At 59.4% G+C, this 17,105-nt stretch carries 10 protein-coding genes; 2 read left to right on the top strand and 8 right to left on the bottom strand.

Going from position 1 to position 17,105, the window contains the following annotated elements; all coding sequences use genetic code 11:
- Positions 1 to 74: 74 nt before the first annotated feature.
- From M1D88_RS13945 to glf, 5 genes are read right to left on the bottom strand one after another with little or no spacing between them, the layout of a single operon-like run.
- Entirely contained in the window at positions 75 to 977 is a 903-nt protein-coding gene (locus tag M1D88_RS13945) for a glycosyltransferase family 2 protein (RefSeq protein WP_458111401.1), read from the bottom strand.
- Entirely contained in the window at positions 974 to 2,599 is a 1,626-nt protein-coding gene (locus M1D88_RS13950; RefSeq protein WP_458111402.1) for a glycosyltransferase, read from the bottom strand. Before M1D88_RS13950 ends, M1D88_RS13945 begins: the two co-directional genes overlap by 4 nt.
- A 38-nt stretch (positions 2,600 to 2,637) precedes the next feature.
- Positions 2,638 to 3,369 (bottom strand): ABC transporter ATP-binding protein, encoded by a 732-nt coding sequence (locus M1D88_RS13955; protein ID WP_458111403.1) that lies wholly within the window; start codon positions 3,367 to 3,369, stop codon positions 2,638 to 2,640.
- Positions 3,369 to 4,235, bottom strand: a complete 867-nt coding sequence (locus M1D88_RS13960; RefSeq protein ID WP_458111404.1) for an ABC transporter permease — start codon at positions 4,233 to 4,235, stop codon at positions 3,369 to 3,371. Before M1D88_RS13960 ends, M1D88_RS13955 begins: the two co-directional genes overlap by 1 nt.
- Positions 4,232 to 5,419 carry a UDP-galactopyranose mutase gene (glf, locus tag M1D88_RS13965; RefSeq protein ID WP_458111405.1) on the bottom strand — a complete coding sequence of 396 codons (1,188 nt, stop codon included), beginning with the start codon at positions 5,417 to 5,419 and terminating at the stop codon, positions 4,232 to 4,234. The genes M1D88_RS13960 and glf overlap by 4 nt, the downstream gene beginning before the upstream one ends.
- Before the next feature lie 196 nt (positions 5,420 to 5,615).
- On the opposite strand from glf, the gene M1D88_RS13970 reads away from it, so the two are divergent.
- On the top strand, positions 5,616 to 9,641 hold the full coding sequence (locus M1D88_RS13970) for an FtsK/SpoIIIE domain-containing protein (RefSeq protein WP_458111406.1): 4,026 nt from the start codon (positions 5,616 to 5,618) through the stop codon (positions 9,639 to 9,641).
- Here the strand turns inward: M1D88_RS13970 and M1D88_RS13975 are convergent.
- Positions 9,609 to 10,148 (bottom strand): hypothetical protein, encoded by a 540-nt coding sequence (locus tag M1D88_RS13975; RefSeq protein WP_458111407.1) that lies wholly within the window; start codon positions 10,146 to 10,148, stop codon positions 9,609 to 9,611. The two genes, M1D88_RS13970 and M1D88_RS13975, sit on opposite strands and share 33 nt — an antisense overlap.
- 236 nt (positions 10,149 to 10,384) lie before the next feature.
- On the opposite strand from M1D88_RS13975, the gene M1D88_RS13980 reads away from it, so the two are divergent.
- Entirely contained in the window at positions 10,385 to 10,633 is a 249-nt protein-coding gene (locus tag M1D88_RS13980; RefSeq protein WP_003804966.1) for a WhiB family transcriptional regulator, read from the top strand.
- 111 nt (positions 10,634 to 10,744) lie between these two features.
- On the opposite strand, the gene M1D88_RS13985 is transcribed toward M1D88_RS13980, so the two are convergent.
- Together M1D88_RS13985 and M1D88_RS13990 are read right to left on the bottom strand one after the other, a co-directional pair.
- Entirely contained in the window at positions 10,745 to 12,214 is a 1,470-nt protein-coding gene (locus M1D88_RS13985; protein ID WP_458111408.1) for a sensor histidine kinase, read from the bottom strand.
- Between the two features lie 33 nt (positions 12,215 to 12,247).
- A complete protein-coding gene (locus tag M1D88_RS13990; RefSeq protein WP_458111409.1) occupies positions 12,248 to 17,095 on the bottom strand; it encodes an NAD-glutamate dehydrogenase in 4,848 nt (1,615 codons plus the stop codon).
- Between the last annotated feature and the right edge of the window lie 10 nt (positions 17,096 to 17,105).

The raw sequence follows: 17,105 nt of genomic DNA on the forward strand, positions 1-17,105 counted from the left end.
TTAGGAACCTAACGGCCTCTTAAATGTTTCAGGGCCCGGCACTGGCCGGACCCTGAATTTACAGCTGGTGGTTTTTAGCGGACGCTCCGCGCCATCTTGGGCTTGGGGTCGAATTTCAGGCCCTCAAGAATGCGTTTCGCCACTCCGAGCTGAAGCCTACGCCCTACCCGGGCCCTGACCATCCAGGCGTAGGTGGTGACCACAAACTGAACCCAGGCAAGCTTGTCATCATGGTGCCACCGGTAAGAGGACTCATTTCGGGCACCGTGGTAGAACTTCCAGGCATTGCCCGGGTTAAGGTCACCGAAGTTCACGCCCCGGTTTTCGGGCATATCGTGAACTGCAACGCTGTCCAGAATCTGAACACCGGGTCCCTCAGCGCTGATCCTCAAGGTGTACTCCATGTCGTCAAACCAAATGAAGTACTCAACCAGCGGAAGTCCATACTTGGCGATCGATCGACGCGGGATGAGTACGGAGACGAAGGAGCAATTGGTGATCAGAACCGAATTCAGACCCTTGGCGATCAGCCGTCCCCAGTCCCAGGTGGTACCCGGATTGTTCATTTCGCAGATGGAACCATCGGTGTATCGCACCAGTGAGCAGCTGTACGGAACGGCCCGTCCCAGTTCCGTTTCTGCTTCTGCATGACCCTCGAGCAGCTTCTCCAGCGCAGTCTCGGTGGTGTAGCAGTCGTCGTCCATGATCCAGACCCAGTCGGCGCCTCTTTCGTAAGCCCGTTCCATGCCTGCAGCGAACCCCCCGGCACCACCGGTGTTGGTGCTGAGCCGGACAATTTCGACTCGGGGATCATCGTCGTAGACCGACAATAGTTGCGGCGTCGAATCCGTGCTGGCGTTATCGACAACAATCAACTGGTCAACTGACCGTGTCTGGGCCAGGATCGAATCCAGGACTTTCCCGAGCTTATCCACCCGGTTGTACGTTACAACTACCGCTGCGACCTTGTCGGTCATGCTTTCCATCCTTCATACAGTTTCTTTGTCCACAAACGCGCTTCCGGGAGTTCCTTCAGGGACTCGATCTTCTCGCGCTGCTCCTGGACGATTTGTTCACGCAGCTCTTCGGACTCCATGATCTCCTTCGTAACGGACACAGCCTCCTTAAGGAAAGCCAGCGGCTGACGCGGCACGAGTGCACGGGAGGAGACGAGGGAGGCCTGCGATCCGACATCCGTTGAAAGTACTGCGACATCATGGGCAGTGGCTTCGAAAGTAGTCAGGGTCAATCCCTCGTTATCTGAAGAAATCACCAACAGATCCGATTCGGTCAGTGTGTCGTCAACTGCCCGCGGCGGCCTTCTAAACTCAACACAATCCGAGAGGCCATAGCGGGACACCAATTGGGTGGCTTCATCGGACAACGCGCCGTCACCGTGCATGATGAAACGCACGTTGTCAGCGGACCGCTTCAGCTGATGTGCATAGCGCAGGAACAGGTACGGCCGCTTTTGCTGGCTCAGGCGGCCGATGAAGGAGACGGTGAAAGGCCTCCCGTTCTCGATCTTCGCCTGCTGCACGGGTGCGGCCTCATGGAGTCCGTAAAGCGGAGCCAACGCCACCCGTTCCTTGGGAATGTCGCGCTGCAGCACCATATAGTCACGGAGTTGGGGCGAGATGACATGGTGAACATCAATAGCGTTGGAGAGCTTGATGGAAACCTCGACGAACCCGCCCGTGCGCCATTCAATGATGTGCAAGGAGTCCGCCACCTGGATGGTCGGGTCCATCGCCTTGAACCATGCGAGCCGGTGATAGAGCCAGCCGTTGTGATGGACATGGATTCCCCGGACCGAGAACTCCGTAGCGAGGGCCAACAAAAGGTCAACTTCCTCTGTACCCGGCAGCGGCAGATCCAGTGGAAGGACCAAGGCGCCTTCCAGTTCGGGCCGCACGATCCACGGGTGGGAAGATTCCCTGTCGGTGAGGACGATGGGAAGGAACCCTGCCTCTTTGGCTAAAGCAATGGATTCAAGCGCCCATCGTTCCGCACCCCCCATTTCAAGCCAGTGCAGTCCAAATACAATCGCCTGAGGCCTGTCTTCTCCTGCAAGCCCTCGCAGCGGGGCAGCGGACTCGACCCGTGCAATCCGGGGAGGCCGTCGGTTCGAAGTAATCCGCTTTTCATAGTAATCCGTGAGACCTTGCCGCAAGGCATCAAAAGCAACGGGAGCACCAAAGCGTGCCCGTTTCAGGACTTTTGATTTCAGACCCGCACGGCTGTAGAAAGATGTTCCCCCGCCTGGATGTTCTCCCCCAAGGTCAATGACCAGCGGCACCAGAGGGGCATTCTCAGGAACCGTTCCATTGAGGGTGCTGCGAACCTGAACCGTGCAAACCACAGTCCGGTCGGCCGGCCACTCCAAGCGATGGCACGAATCGCCGGTCAGTCTTGGGAACGACTCGTTCGGTCCGCGGAGCACTACAGCCCTGAATTCCCGGCCTGGCTGTACCAGCGAATGGTAATTCAACGCGCCGGCCAACAATCCAACTTCGCGTGGCGAGAGGCGCTCCTCCGCACCATCAAGGCCGGAGCCGCCGTCGTCAATAATTTCGAAGACCTGTCGGGCCCTGGTCATGTGTACTCCCTGCATTATTGTCATGCGTCGGTTCCGTCTCAGCCTTCCCGCAACAGCGAGACAGCTTCTCCAATAGGCCCGTCAGCCACCTTCTTACCTTGCCGCAGCACCACTCCCCGGTCGCAGACCTTGCTCACCATATCCAGGTCGTGGCTGACGACCACCAGTGTGCAACCGGAATCACGCAGCTCCTGGACACGGGCAAGGCACTTCTTCTGGAACGGCTCGTCGCCGACGGACAGAATTTCATCGATGAGGAAGACATCCGGGTTGGTGTGTACGGCGACCGCAAAGGCCAGCCGCAGGAACATCCCCGAGGAGTAGAACTTCACTTCCGTATCGATGAACTTTCCAATCTCAGAAAATTCCACGATCGCGTCAAAGCGCTCGGCGGTTTCTTTTTCGGTCATCCCGAGAATCACTCCGTTAAGGAAGACATTCTCACGGCCCGTCAGATCGGGATGAAAGCCCGCGCCCACCTCAATCAGGCCAGCAACCTTGCCCCGGGTCCGAACAGTACCGGAGTCAGTTGTCATGACCCCTGAAATCAGCTTGAGCAGGGTGGACTTTCCGGAGCCGTTAAGTCCGAGCAGTGCGACGGACTCCCCCACCTCCACACTGATGTCCACACCGTCAAGAGCCATGAAAGTGGAGGACAAGTCCCCGCGGCGTCCCTTTAGCAGCCACACAACGGTCTCTTTAAGGGACCGGGTATGGCGGAGGTTGAACCGCTTTGAGACATTTTCAACAACAATAGCCTCTGAACCCATCACAGCTCCTGCGCAAATCTGCCCTCAAGGCGTCGGAATAGTGACTGTCCCACGGCCAGGATCATCAATGAAACCAACAGGCCCACGGGAAGCCAGATCGAAAGAAGGTTCTCAGGAAGCCTTGCCCCCTCCGGCGCCAGCCTGACTGCTGAGGTCGGAGACCAGAATGCTGCGTGGAACAGTTCGACGGCGATGGTCATGGGGTTGAGCTGATAGAAGAAGTAGAACGTTTCTCCAAGCGTGTCCCGGACCAGATACCAGGCATAGAGTACTGGCGAAAACCAGGTAGCCATCATGAGCATGAGGTCAACTATGTTTTCAGAGTCCCTGAAAAGCACGTTCGCCGCAGCGAAGAACAGTCCGAGGCCCAATGACAGCATGGTCACTATCACGAATGCCCCCACTGCCCCTATCAGCTGGGGAATAGTCGGGGTCCAGCCAAAGAAGAAACACGCCACCAGCAGAATCAGCATCTGGGGCAGAAAATGGACGATGGCAACCCAAACGGATGCTACGGGGAACAGTTCCCTCGGCAAGTAGATCTTCTTCACCAGGGCGGCGTTGGCGACCACCGAACGGGTAGCCTGGCCAAAGGCCTCAGAGAAGTAGTTGACGAGGATGATGCCCGAGAACATGTAGATCACGAAGTTCGGCTGCTTGTTAAGCCCAAGGAACACACCGAGCGCGAAGTAGAAGACGACGAACTGCACGCCAGGCTTGACATAGGACCAGAGGAGCCCAAGCACGGAACTCCGGTAGCGGACCTTCAGTTCCTTTCGGACGATCAGGCGAAGAAGGTCCCGGCGGCGAAGCACGTCAAACAGGCCGCCGCCCTTGTCGGGTGCAGCCAACGTGTCTTGGCTCATGCGTCCACTCCTCCGCTTTCGAACTGATCTCCCGCTTCGAAGTGAGGCCGTATTTTGTTCTCAAACATGGTCAGGGCCGATCCGATTGCCATGTGCATGTCGAGGTACTTGTAGGTGCCCAGGCGCCCTCCGAAGAGGACATTCTTCTCTTCCGCCGCCAGGTCGCGATACTTCAACAACCGATCACGGTCAGCCGCAGTGTTGATCGGGTAGTAGGGCTCGTCACCGTGTTCCGCTGCGCGGGAGAACTCACGCATGATGACGGTTTTCTCCGTCTGGTAGTCCCGCTCGGGGTGGAAGTGGCGCGGTTCAATAATGCGGGTGTATGCGACGTCGGCGTCGTTGTAATTGATGACGGACGTACCTTGGAAATCGCCGACGTCGAGCACTTCCTCCTCGAAATCAATCGTCCGCCAGGAGAGACGGCCTTCCTCGTAGTCGAAATACCGGTCCACGGGACCTGTGTAGACGACCGGAATTTTTCCTACTACCTTGTCCTTGCTGTATTCCTGTGAATCATCAAAAAAGTCGGTGTTCAGTAGAACTTCGATGTTCGGATGATCGGCCATTTTTTCAATCCAGGCGGTATAGCCGTCGGTGGGAAGGCCTTCGTACTTGTCATTGAAGTACCGGTTGTCGTAGTTGTACCGCACGGGAAGCCGCGAGATGATTCCAGCCGGCAAATCCTTGGGGTCCGTCTGCCATTGCTTACCCGTGTAGTGCTTGATGAAGGCCTCGTAGAGCGGGCGTCCGATGAGCTGAATGCCCTTGTCGTTAAGGTTCTGGGGATCCGTTCCGGCAAGTTCTCCGGCCTGCTCCTGAATCAAGGCCTGGGCCTGGCCCGGGGTGAGGTTTGCGCGGAAGAACTGGTTGATGGTTGCCAGGTTGATGGGCAGGGAATAGACCTCGCCCTTATGCACGCCATACACCTTGTGGACATAGTTCGTAAACGTTGTGAAGCGGTTCACATACTCCCAGACGCGTTCGTTGGAGGTATGGAAAAGGTGGGCCCCGTAACGGTGGACCTCGATGCCTGTCTGCTCTTCCTTTTCGCTGTATGCATTGCCGCCGATATGGTGGCGCCGGTCGATGACAACGACCTTCAAGCCCAACTCCGTGGCGGCCTGTTCTGCAATTGTCAGGCCAAAGAAGCCTGACCCTACGATGACAAGGTCAGCGGTCACAAAATCTCCTGATTCGAATGCGGGCAGCACAACGTATGGCATTGTCTGCTGCTCTAGCCTACCCGAGGGTGGCGCACTCACCGCGAATCGGAAGCGGCAGCAGATCGTTATCCACATAGTGAAGGCGGGGCCGTTCCAGGTCGCTGGCCAGGCCATAGCGTGGGTCAGGACCGCACCGGCAAAAGCAAGGAAGACCATGACCCTCGAATGCACGCTCGTTCACAGCCATGGTTCCGGGCTAACCGGCGATCCCCTCGAACTGACCATCACAGCGCCATCCGGATGCAGTGGCTTGGAACTTCAGGACGCCGTCTCCCGGAAGTATGGCACGCGGACCCTTACGGCGCGAGGTTCGCCCATTGCCGGGATGACCGTCGGTGTTCCCCCGCTTGTCCCCGGAGTTGTCCTGGTGGACGGAAACGAAGCGCCGATTCACGGAAACCCGGGGCCATCGTCCCTCGGCTTGATGTTGGCGGTCCATGGTGGCCCGGGTGCAGGCACTGTGGTGCCCCTTGGCCGGGGTTCCGTCCGCATTGGCCGCAGCGGCACGGAGGTCCTCCTTGCCGATGCCGAGTTGTCGCGGGAGCACGCCCGTCTCGAGGTATCGGAGTCAAGTGTCACCATCACTGACCTTGGCAGTGTGAACGGAACAACCGTGGATGACAAAAGGGTCAAGAGTTCCCAGGTCTTCACCAACTCCCTCATACGCTGCGGCCACTCAACACTAAGCATCGTCTTCGGCGGGTCTTCCACTGAACAGCATGTTTATGCTGAAGCAGGCAGCAACGTTGCCGAGCCGTTGATTGTAGGCAGGAAGGCCGAAGACGCCAACCGCGGCACGTTGATCCTCACTGCGGTGCTTCCCATTGTTATAGGAACAGGCCTTGCCGTGATCACGGGAATGTGGATGTTCCTGGCCTTTACAGCAGTTTCGGCCCTTTCCATTCTGGTGCCTGTCGTGTCCGGCAGGCGCCAGCGGGGCGACCTGAAAAGGGCAGTGGCGGTGGCCGTGAAAGACGATCAGGAACGACGACGCCGGTCCGCACCTTCTGCTGCCGACATTGTCCTTCAAACCGTGTACTCCGGTCCCCAGCCCCTTCCCGCATCCGTTGCGGAAGGTGGGGTGTCGCTACGACTTGGACTGGCGACGCAACCGGCGAACGTGCGAACCGATCCCGCCGACCCGCGCTTTCGCCCACCCCTGCTGGAATCAATGGCTGTCACGCTTGAGCCAGGCCCCGGCGTGACCCGGATCCAAGGGCCGGACGAAGCCGTGGCCGGGCTTATCAGGTCCCTCATCATGCAGTTCTCAACTTTTTCGTTCGCAAGGGGAACCCGGGTCCTAATCCTCGGTGGAGCCCGGGAGATCCCTCTCGCCGCCCGGTTTCTTACGCAGGTCTCCCTGGTGACTCAGGCCGCGGCGTGTCTGGCCAGTCTTTCTGCTGGCCCAGGGCGCGGATTCGACCATGGAGTGCTGATCATGATGGAAAATATCCCGTGTTCCGGCGAGGCAGACAAAGTCCTTTCCGCTGCAGTGGGCAACGGGTGGCAGGTTTTCCACTGCTCCAATGCACGGGGCGAACTTTCGGCTGGCGTGGATGGCCCGTATGTCAATTTGAGCGGAGGCTTGGCGCGGTTGACGAGAGCATCCCGCCGCATTGATTTTGTGGCTGATCTCGTTCCCGATCAGGTTTTCAGTAACTTCTGCCGGCGGGTCGCCTCCAATCCGCCGCAGGATGATGCTGCCACACGGCAACGTGTACCGGAAGCCTGTCTGCTGGAAGATGTACTCACTCTCTCTGAGTCCGAACTCGCCCTGCGTTGGGATAAATCCCGGGAAACTCGGGGTCTCCCCGTCAGCCTCGGCATGGGAGCCTCCGGTCCGCGCTTCTTTGATCTGCAGGCGGATGGTCCGCACCTGTTGGTCGCCGGTACCACCGGTTCAGGTAAATCGGAGCTGCTACGCAGCCTGACGGTTTCCCTTGCCCTGTCGTTTCCGCCAGATCGCGTGAACTTCCTCTTTGTGGATTTCAAGGGTGGTTCCGGCCTTGGCCCTTTGACCGGGTTGCCGCACTGCGTTGGAATGCTGACTGATCTGTCACAGCACGAACTTGATCGATTTCTGATCTCCCTCCGCGCGGAGATTCGCCGTCGTGAAGAACTTCTCGCCTTGGCCCAAGCCCCCGATCTTGTAAGCTACCGGGCCACGGCAACCGGAAAGGTGCAGGCACTACCCCACCTGGTGCTGGTTATTGACGAGTTCAGGATGCTGGTAGAAGACGCACCGGAAGCGCTTCGCGAACTCATGAGAATTGCTGCCATCGGCCGGTCCCTGGGACTGCACCTCATCATGGCAACCCAACGCCCGCAGGGTGCGATTACAGCCGATATCCGGGCCAATGTGACCACCAGTATTGCCCTTCGGGTCCAATCAGAGCTGGAATCTGCCGACATTATCAACTCAGGGGCGGCTGCCCGGATCCCAGTAGGGAACCCTGGCCGGGCATTCCTTGCCCGCGGAACTGAGCCGCCCGAAGAATTCCAAACGGCAGCACTGACGGGAACGGCAGCGATAGCTGACTGCGAGCTGACGGTCGAAGCAACCCTTGATGTCCTGGCCACCACCCCGGGCACGCCTTTACAGCAGCGCGATGCTGCAACGGAATCCGTCACTCCGGCAGATGCCGCCGCTCCACTCATCCGCCAGGCATGTACCCTGTGGGCACTTCGTGGCGGTGCTTCCATCCGGCCGCCTGTGGCGCCGGCGCTACCTGAAAGCCTGCCGTTCCCCGGCCCCGGCCCCGATGGTGTGGCAGAGCTCGGGTGGGTGGACTCGCCGGAGCAGCAGACAGTGACCGCACTGAAATGGAAACCCTTGACTGACGGGCATCTGGGGCTGGTTGGAACGGCGACGGCGGGTACGGACGATGCACTGCTCCTGGTGCTGGGACAAATGCTGGAGACACCAGGGGAGGCGCACTTTTACCTCTTGGACTCTGACGGTACTTTAAGCGGAACGTCCGCGCTCCCACACGTTGGTGCAGTGGCTGGCCTTCAGGAACTTCGTCGCGGAGTCCGTGTGCTGGAACGCGTTGCCCACGAGATGTCGGTCCGGTTAGGCCGTCAGGGTGACGGTACAGATCCTCCCCTCGTCCTGGTCATTTCAGGTTGGGGTTCCTGGGCTTCTGCGCTTCGAGCTTCTCCGCTGGTTTGGGCTGAAGACCTGCTCCAGGACATCGTCAGGGATGGCCCGAAGGCCAAGGTCACGGTTCTCATTTCCGGAGGTCGGGAACTCGTGACAGCACGGTTTTCCGCCTCCATTCCAAACCGGTGCTTTTTCCCCATGGGTTCGACCGAGGAAGGACGCCTCGCGTGGCCCCGCCTTCCTGCCGTGCCGTCAGTAAGGGGCCGGGCCGTCGCTTTTGGGTCCCTTGTTAAGGGGAGTCCGTCCATGGTCCAATTCTTCGCTCCACCACAAAATTCGCTGCGGCTTCCTGCATCCGTTCAAACACCAAAAACGACACCTTTCAGGGTAGAGCGGCTACCCGATTCCATTCCGGGGAAAGCAATCAGAGACCGGTATGAGGACAAGACATCCCGGCGAATTCTTCCTTCCGGAAGGTCACCCAAGCGACGGGACCGTAGGCTCCTGGTAGGAGTAGGTGGGGACGAGCTTGAGCCCGTAACGCTCACCGTTCCCACGGGCGGCGTCCTCGGGGTACTGGGTGGCCCATCGGCAGGTAAGAGTACATTTCTGCAGGCCCTCCCCGAAATGAACCCGGGTGAAGCTGCCTGGCTAAACCCCGGGCAGGAAGCAGATGCCGGCTCGTACTGGTCCAGCCTCGCCGCGAAGGCCGCATCGAATGGACTCGCCCCGGATGCCTTAGCCCTCGTGGACGATGCTGACCGGTTGTCGCCGGAAGCGCGCAGCAGCCTGCTGGACCTGAACACGATGGGACTGACGATTGTCCTGGCCGCTGGCTTCAGCTCCACGGTCGCACAACGCGTTCCCTTGATGCTGCAGGCGCGCAGCCACGGCACAGGGGTACTCATTTGTCCGAGGAGCGTTCTTGACGGCGACTTCTTCGGTGTGCGTTTCGATGTGGAAGCACGCCCGCCAGCCGGCCGTGCCGTGGTCATATCCGGTGGAAGGGCTGTCTTGACTCAACTTGGAGATTTGGCTCCTCGGCTACAAGGCGGGAGGTCCGCCGCCGGAACGTGAAGCAAAGCCGACCACGCGTTTGTCGAACAGCAGCACAATAGCTGTGGCAGCCGGGACCAGCATCAGAAGTCCAATGAGCGTCAGTCCGCCTGTCAAAGCAGGAAATCCAAGGGTAAGGACGAAGAGTTGGGCCAGGAAGGCTCCCGCCCTCGGCCAGCGGTAAGCGCGGAAAAGAAAGTAGGCCATCGCGTAAAGCCACGCTGAAAAGGCGAGCAGGAGCACAAGGAGGAAGACAGCGCTCCAGAAGGAGCCTGTGGGGGCTCCGCTGAGCAGCCCGATGATGAACCAGGCGGCAGCAACAAGAAGGGCAGTTCCTTCTGCAGCCAGTATCCCGCTGAGGACGGCGATGCCTACCGGGCGCCTTTGCATGTCCGCTGCACCGGCGTCATTGGCAGCGGGGTGGCGGCGGTTTTCGGCGCCGCTCTTCATTCCGGCGTCGCTGCCCATCCCGGTGTCCCGGTCGTTCCCGGAGGCATCTTCCGGTGGTTCCAGTGGAGGTCTTGACACATTGGCACAATACCGGACATAGTCACTAACTGTGAGGCCACGTGAACAATGTGATGCATCGCTCACGCCGAAGAGGCACTTCCGTCATCAAACCCCCTTGTTTACACAGCGTTAACATGACAGGCTTATTGGAGATGACCAAGGGGGCCCGATTGGGCCCCTTTCCTTTGTTGCCTTTAGTGAATATTTTCACAAAGCACTCAACGAGTTTCCCAGGAATGGAGTGACTGATCAGCATGGATTGGCGTAACCGCGCAGCGTGCCTCGATAAGGACCCGGAGCTGTTTTTCCCCGTAGGCAACACCGGCCCTGCCCTCCTGCAGATCGAGGAGGCCAAGAGCGTCTGCCGCCGGTGCCCCGTGGTGGATACCTGTCTTCAGTGGGCCCTGGAGTCCGGGCAGGACGCAGGCGTCTGGGGTGGCATGAGTGAAGATGAGCGCCGCGCCCTCAAACGACGTGCTGCACGCGCACGCCGGGCTTCCTGAGGGACAAAACCAATATGAGGGGCCGTGGACGTTTCTGTCCGCGGCCCCTCTTATTTTTGCCGACGACCCGGCGCCCTACTTAGACCTGGAGGCCCCGGGCCGGCAAGGGCCCTACCGCCGGATTAGGCTGAGCACGATCTGGACCGCGGTGCCGCCACCTTCACGTCGTTGCCACTGGATTGTGCCTCCGAGCTCACTCATCACCAGGGTTCTGACTATCTGCAGCCCCAAGCCCTCGATATGGGGTGTTTCCGGGAGCCCTACACCATCATCGGCAACGGTCACTGTCAGCAGTTCCTCACCGTCGTCTCCTTCTGAGCGGTCCGCGAGCAACCAGACGGTGCCTGTTCTCCCCTCCAGTCCATGCTCGACCGCGTTGGTAACGAGTTCATTGATTACCAGGGCCAAGGGTGTCGCGAAGTCGCTCGGCAGTTCACCAAACAGACCGGCGCGCTCCGTGCGTACCTGCTGGGAGGGCGAAGCGACTTCAGCAGATAGCCTGAATTGCCGCCCGATCAGTTCATCGAAATCGACACTCTGGGTAAGGCCCTGGGACAACGTCTCATGGACGAGCGCGATGGTTGCTACCCGGCGCATCGCCTGCTCGAGGCCCTGTTTTGCCTCGTCACTGACCATTCGGCGGGATTGCATCCTGAGGAGGGCAGCAACGGTCTGCAGATTATTCTTAACCCGGTGATGGATCTCGCGGATGGTCGCATCCTTGGTCACCAGCTCCATTTCACGGCGGCGCAATTCCGACACGTCGCGGCACAAGACGAGGGCACCGAACCTCTGCTGTTCGTCCCGCAGCGGAATGGCCCGCAGTGAAAGGCTGACGCCACGGGATTCGATTTCGCTGCGCCAGGGCATCCGGCCGGTGACGACCAGCGGCAAGGTTTCGTCCACCATCCGACGGTCCTTGAGCAAGCCTGCCGTTACCTCTGCGAGTGACCGCCCCTCCAGAGATTCCCCATCGCCCAGACGCCGGAAAGCCGAGACACCGTTGGGACTGGCATACTGGACGATTCCATCCGCATCCAGCCTGATGAGGCCATCCCCCACACGCGGCGCACCGCGACGGGAACCGGTGGGCGATGCGAAATCGGGCCAGAGACCTAAGGTACCCATCCTCAGCAGGTCGTACGCACACTGCCGGTACGTCAGCTCAAGCCGGGAGGGCATTCTGGAACTGGACAGGTCCATGTGGGAGGTGACCACAGCGAGCGTCCGGCCATTGCGAACCATCGGGACCGCCTCCACCCGGAGGGCCATGTCGCTGCTCCAGTTGGTCTCGCTGGAACGCTCAATAGTCCGGCTCTCCCACGCTTTGTCCACCAGGGGCTGCAAATCCGACCGGATCCCCTCCCCCACAAAGTCGGCGTGAAACACCGTATGCGTGGTGGAGGGGCGGACATGCGCGAGCGCAATGTATCCGTGTTCCGGATGCGGAAACCACAATGCAAGGTCAGCGAAGGCAAGGTCTGCAACCATCTGCCAGTCGCCCACCAGGAGGTGCAGCCACTCGGCATCCCCCGGCCCAAAATCAGCGTGCTCCCTGATAGGGTCCGTAAAGATTGCCACTGCACCTCCATATTGCGACGCTCCGGCTACTGCCTAGCGTCGGACGATTGACCTCAAGAGCCTCAATGCTACCGACAGGGACGCCATATCGTCGGCTTCAAGGGCGTTGACCTCATCAAACATGCTCTTCGCCCTCCCCAACTGCTCGGCGTTCAGTCCTTCCCAGGTCTTCAGGCGGTCTTCTGCAGGGACACCGCTGGGAGTGGCCTCCAGCACGGCCGTGGTCATATCTGAGACCGTTGAATATAGATCGTCACGCAACGCGGCCCGGGCAAGGGCCTGCCAACGGTCCTCCCTCGGGAGCTTCGTGATCCGCTCCAACAGGGAATCAATGTGGAACCGGTTGAACACGGTGTAATACACATGCGCAATGCTTTCCACAGGTTCCGGATTGCCATGGGCGATCTTGGCAATGTCCAGCAACACAAAGCTCTCGAACAGCTCAGCCCACCTGTAAGAAAGGTCTTCAGGGAGGCCCCACGCGCCGGCCTTTTCAAGCCATGCGGCCACTCGTGCGCGGTCATCACCACGCAGGTAATCGAGCAGGCGAGAGCGCATCGGATCCATCAGTGGCTTGAACTCCGCGACTGTGTCTGCAATCGGCCGCGTTGCGTTCCCCTGAGTCAGAACCCAGCGGACCGCACGGTCCAGCAACCTGCGGATATCCAGGTGGACAGCGCTCCAGTGTTCAGTGGGGAACGATGCCGGAAGGGCGTTGAGCTCCGCCACCATGTTGTCCAGTTCGTACACTTCCCGCAGCGCCACAAATGCCTTCGCAACTTGGACCTCACTGGCGGAAGTCTCCTCCATCACCCGGAAGGCGAACGTGATTCCGCCCATGTTGATCATGTCATTGGCGATGACCGTCGCTATGATTTCCCGCCGCAGCGGGTGGCTGTCCAGCTCGGCGTCGAACCTTTCCCGCAACTGACGGGGGAAGTACTCCCGCAAGGTCCGACGGAACCACGGATCATCGGCGAGGTCACTTTCCCGCAGCGCCGTGGCCAATTGGATCTTGGCATAGGCCGAGAGCACGGAGAGCTCAGGGCTGGTAAGTCCTTGGCCCTGCTCCAGCCGCTCGCGGAGCGTCTCGGTTGTGGGCAGGGCTTCGAGCTTCCGCTTCAGGTATCCGGATTTCTCCATCCAGTCCATCAGCCGCTCATAGCTGGGGCTCCATTCAGCAACGCGGATTCGATCGTTCAGCAGCAGAATGTTTTGGTCAATGTTGTCCTCAAGAACGAGCCGGCCAACTTCCTCCGTCATGGATGCCAGGAATTCGGCACGCTCGCTGGCGTCGAGTTTGCCTGCCGCTACCATCCTGTCGACAAAGATCTTGATGTTGACCTCGTGGTCGGAGCAATCAACTCCGGCAGAGTTATCGATTGCGTCCGTGTTGAGGATCACCCCTTGCAGGGCGGCCTCAATACGGCCCCGCTGGGTCAGTCCCAGGTTGCCGCCTTCGCCCACCACCTTGACACGCAGCTCTCGTCCGTCCACACGGATTGCGTCATTGGCTTTGTCACCAACTTCAGCATTCGTCTCAGTGCTCGCCTTGACGTAAGTTCCGATTCCCCCGTTGTAAAGAAGGTCAGCCGGAGCCAGCAGGATCGCACGAAGCAGCTCTGGAGGGCTCAAATGGGTAACTCCATCGGGAAGGCCCAAGGCGACCCGGACTTGCTCCGAAACCGGGATCGATTTCAGCTGGCGCGGATAAACACCGCCACCTTCACTGATGAGTGATTTGTCGTAGTCGTCCCAGGACGAACGCGGCAGCCCGAACAGCCGTTGCCGTTCATCGAATGAAACTGATTCGTCCGGGTTCGGATCGAGGAAAATATGCCGATGATCAAAAGCAGCCAGGAGCCGGATGTGCCGTGAAAGCAGCATTCCGTTGCCGAAGACATCCCCTGACATGTCCCCCACACCGACGACGGTAAAGGGTTCGGATTGTGTGTCCAGGTCCAGCTCGCTGAAGTGACGCTTGACTGATTCCCAGGCGCCCCTTGCAGTGATTCCCATGGCTTTGTGGTCGTAGCCCACAGAGCCACCGGACGCGAAGGCATCCCCCAACCAGAAGCCGTATTCAGCGGCAAGCCCGTTGGCGATATCAGAGAAAGTCGCTGTCCCCTTATCCGCTGCGACCACCAGGTAGGAGTCATCTCCGTCATGCCGCACTACGCCGGACGGCGGCACCAATTCCTCACCCCCAGGCGTGGCAACGAGGTTGTCTGTAAGGTCCAACAGACCTCGGATGAACGTCTTGTAGCTCTCTACCCCCTCGCTCATCCAGGCAGCCCGGTCTTCCGCAGGGTTCGGTAATTGTTTGGCGTAGAAGCCACCCTTGGCCCCAGTGGGAACGATGACCGCGTTCTTGACCGTTTGTGCCTTGACGAGACCGAGGATTTCGGTCCGGAAGTCCTCCCGGCGATCTGACCAGCGAAGGCCGCCTCGTGCAACCTTCCCGAACCGGAGATGTACGCCCTCGACCCGTGGGGAATAGACCCAGATTTCGAACATCGGCCGCGGGAACGGCAACCCCTCAATGCCGGCCGGGTTGAGCTTGAAGCTCAGGTACGGCTTGTTCTGGAAAAAGTTGGTCCTCAGGGTCGACTCGATCAGATTCTTGAAGGTCCGCAGAACCCGGTCGGCGTCCAGCGTGGCTACCTGCTCAATCGACGCAGCCAGTTCCCCGCGCAACTGTTCCTGCCTGGCCTCGCGCTCTTCCTCCTCGAATGAGGGGTCAAATCGCGCCGTGAACAGTGCACTCAAGGCGCGCGTGACATCGGCGTTCGCCAACAGTGTGTCAGCCATGAATTCAAAGGAATTGGTGTTGCCCATTTGCCTCATGTACCTGGCATAGGCGCGAAGAACCACGATCTGGCGCCATGTCATGCCTTCACGAAGGACGAGCCGATCAAAGCTGTCAGATTCGGCTGCACCGGAAACTGCTGCACCAAAGGACTCGGCAAGAAGCTCTCCCGTGGCCGAAGGATCCACCCGTGGCGGGTATTTGAGCCCGAGGTCGTAGAGGAAGAAGTCACGTTTATCGGCCGTCTCGATCTCGAAGGGCCGCTCATCCAGCACCTCAAGGCCCAGGTTGTGGAAGTACGGAAGAATCTGGCTCAGGCTCTTGGGGTCAAGCATGTACAGCTTGACGCGCGCATCCTCCTCCAGAGTTGCTCCCGCGCCTTCAGGAAGGTAGACGTGAACGCCCGGACGCTCGGGGCCGCCCCTTTCTTTGGCTACCGCACTGTACTTCTCGAACCTTGCAATATCCTGCAACGCATCTTCAACCTCGTAGTCAACGCGGTAGCTGGCAGGAAAGGCCTCGGCCCAGAGTTCGGCGAGCTCTTTGCCGCCTCCATCAGGTGAGGAATCACGAAGTACTTCCGTGATTCCTTCGCTCCACGAACGCGTAGCGCGAACAAGACGTTTTTCCAGTTCCTGGGCGTTGACGTTCGTGACATCGGCGTCCTTCGGCAGACGGATCCGGAAGAAGAGCCGGGCCAGCGCAGACTCCGTCATACGTGCTTCATAATCAATCGACTCTGCGTGAAAGGTCTCACGGAGCTCATCTTCGATACGGAGCCTAACGTTGGTGGTGTACCTGTCGCGCGGAAGGAAGACGACCGCAGACATGAACCTGCCGTAAATGTCCGGCCTGAGGAAGAGACGCGTCCGGCGCCGTTCCTGCAGTCGCTGAATGCTGATGGCAGTCGCAGCGAGATCAGGCACCTCAATCTGGAACAGTTCGTCCCGGGGGTACGTTTCGAGGATCCCGAGAAGGTCCTTGCCGGAGTGTGAATCGGGTGGAAAACCCGCGATCCGAAGGACTGCCTCGACCTTCTCCCGCACGATTGGAATATCCCTGACAGACCCTGCATAGGCACTCGTGGCGAACAGACCGATGAAGCGCCGCTCGCCATTGACGTTACCGGCGGCATCGAAACTCTTGACGCCAATATAGTCAAGGTAGGCCGGGCGGTGCACGGTGGACCTGGAGTTGGCCTTGGTGATCACCAGTGCCCGCTTCTCCCTGGCCTTTTTCCGGCCGGCGTCCGTAAGGTGCTGAATCTGCCGGCCGTCCGAGCTGGCGCGCAGAAGGCCCAGCCCGCTGTCTTCACGAAGCTGGAGCACATCCTCGCCGTCCTCGTTGACGAGGTCGTATTCACGGTAGCCCAGGAATGTGAAGTTGCCTTCGTCCAACCAGCGCAGGAGATCCTGAGCCTGCCGAAGTTCTGTAATTTGGGCCGGATTGGCTACCTTGTCCAAGTCGGCAGCTATCTGGAGGGCTTTATTCCGCATCCTCGGCCAGTCTTCGACCGCGGCCCGAACGTTTCCAAGAATCCGCCGGAGTCCATCTTCAAGAAGATCCCGCCCCTCCTTCCCCAGTCTGTCAATCTCAACTGCAATCCAGGACTCCATGTGGGAGGCATTGTCACCTTCAGCAATGAGGTGGGAAAGACTCGGCATAGTAGCTGTATCGCCGCTGGAGAGACCAACCGTCGAAGGAACTTTGTCCACCTTGACCAGTTCACCCGTAACTCGGTTGCGCATGACGACAAACAGCGGATGCACCACCAAATGGATGGCGGATTTTTGACGGACAATTTCTGCATTCACCGAGTCCACGAGGAATGGCATGTCGTCAGTGACTATATATACGACACAGTTGTCGCCCTCTTCCAAGATGGAGACGTTCGCGTGGCCCGGCTGGCGGCTTTGCGCTACAGCCCGGTGCGTCTCCGCCCGGGTGGAGAGGACTTCGGCGGGGTACGCCTGGAAATCCTCTTCTGCCAAATGCTCGTAGTAGTCCCCCAGGTATCCTTCCAAGGCCGCGACGGTCAAGGATTGATCCTCCACACTGGATCCAGACGACATATATGAAACG

This window comes from Arthrobacter sp. R1-13 (assembly GCF_054161475.1).

Coding starts and splice junctions, on each gene's coding strand:
- M1D88_RS13970 (WP_458111406.1), top strand. CDS start 5,616: ATGACCCTCGAATGCACGCTCGTTCACAGCCATGGTTCCGGGCTAACC.
- M1D88_RS13960 (WP_458111404.1), bottom strand. CDS start 4,235: ATGAGCCAAGACACGTTGGCTGCACCCGACAAGGGCGGCGGCCTGTTT.
- M1D88_RS13945 (WP_458111401.1), bottom strand. CDS start 977: ATGACCGACAAGGTCGCAGCGGTAGTTGTAACGTACAACCGGGTGGAT.
- M1D88_RS13955 (WP_458111403.1), bottom strand. CDS start 3,369: ATGGGTTCAGAGGCTATTGTTGTTGAAAATGTCTCAAAGCGGTTCAAC.
- M1D88_RS13950 (WP_458111402.1), bottom strand. CDS start 2,599: ATGACCAGGGCCCGACAGGTCTTCGAAATTATTGACGACGGCGGCTCC.
- M1D88_RS13990 (WP_458111409.1), bottom strand. CDS start 17,095: ATGTCGTCTGGATCCAGTGTGGAGGATCAATCCTTGACCGTCGCGGCC.
- M1D88_RS13980 (WP_003804966.1), top strand. CDS start 10,385: ATGGATTGGCGTAACCGCGCAGCGTGCCTCGATAAGGACCCGGAGCTG.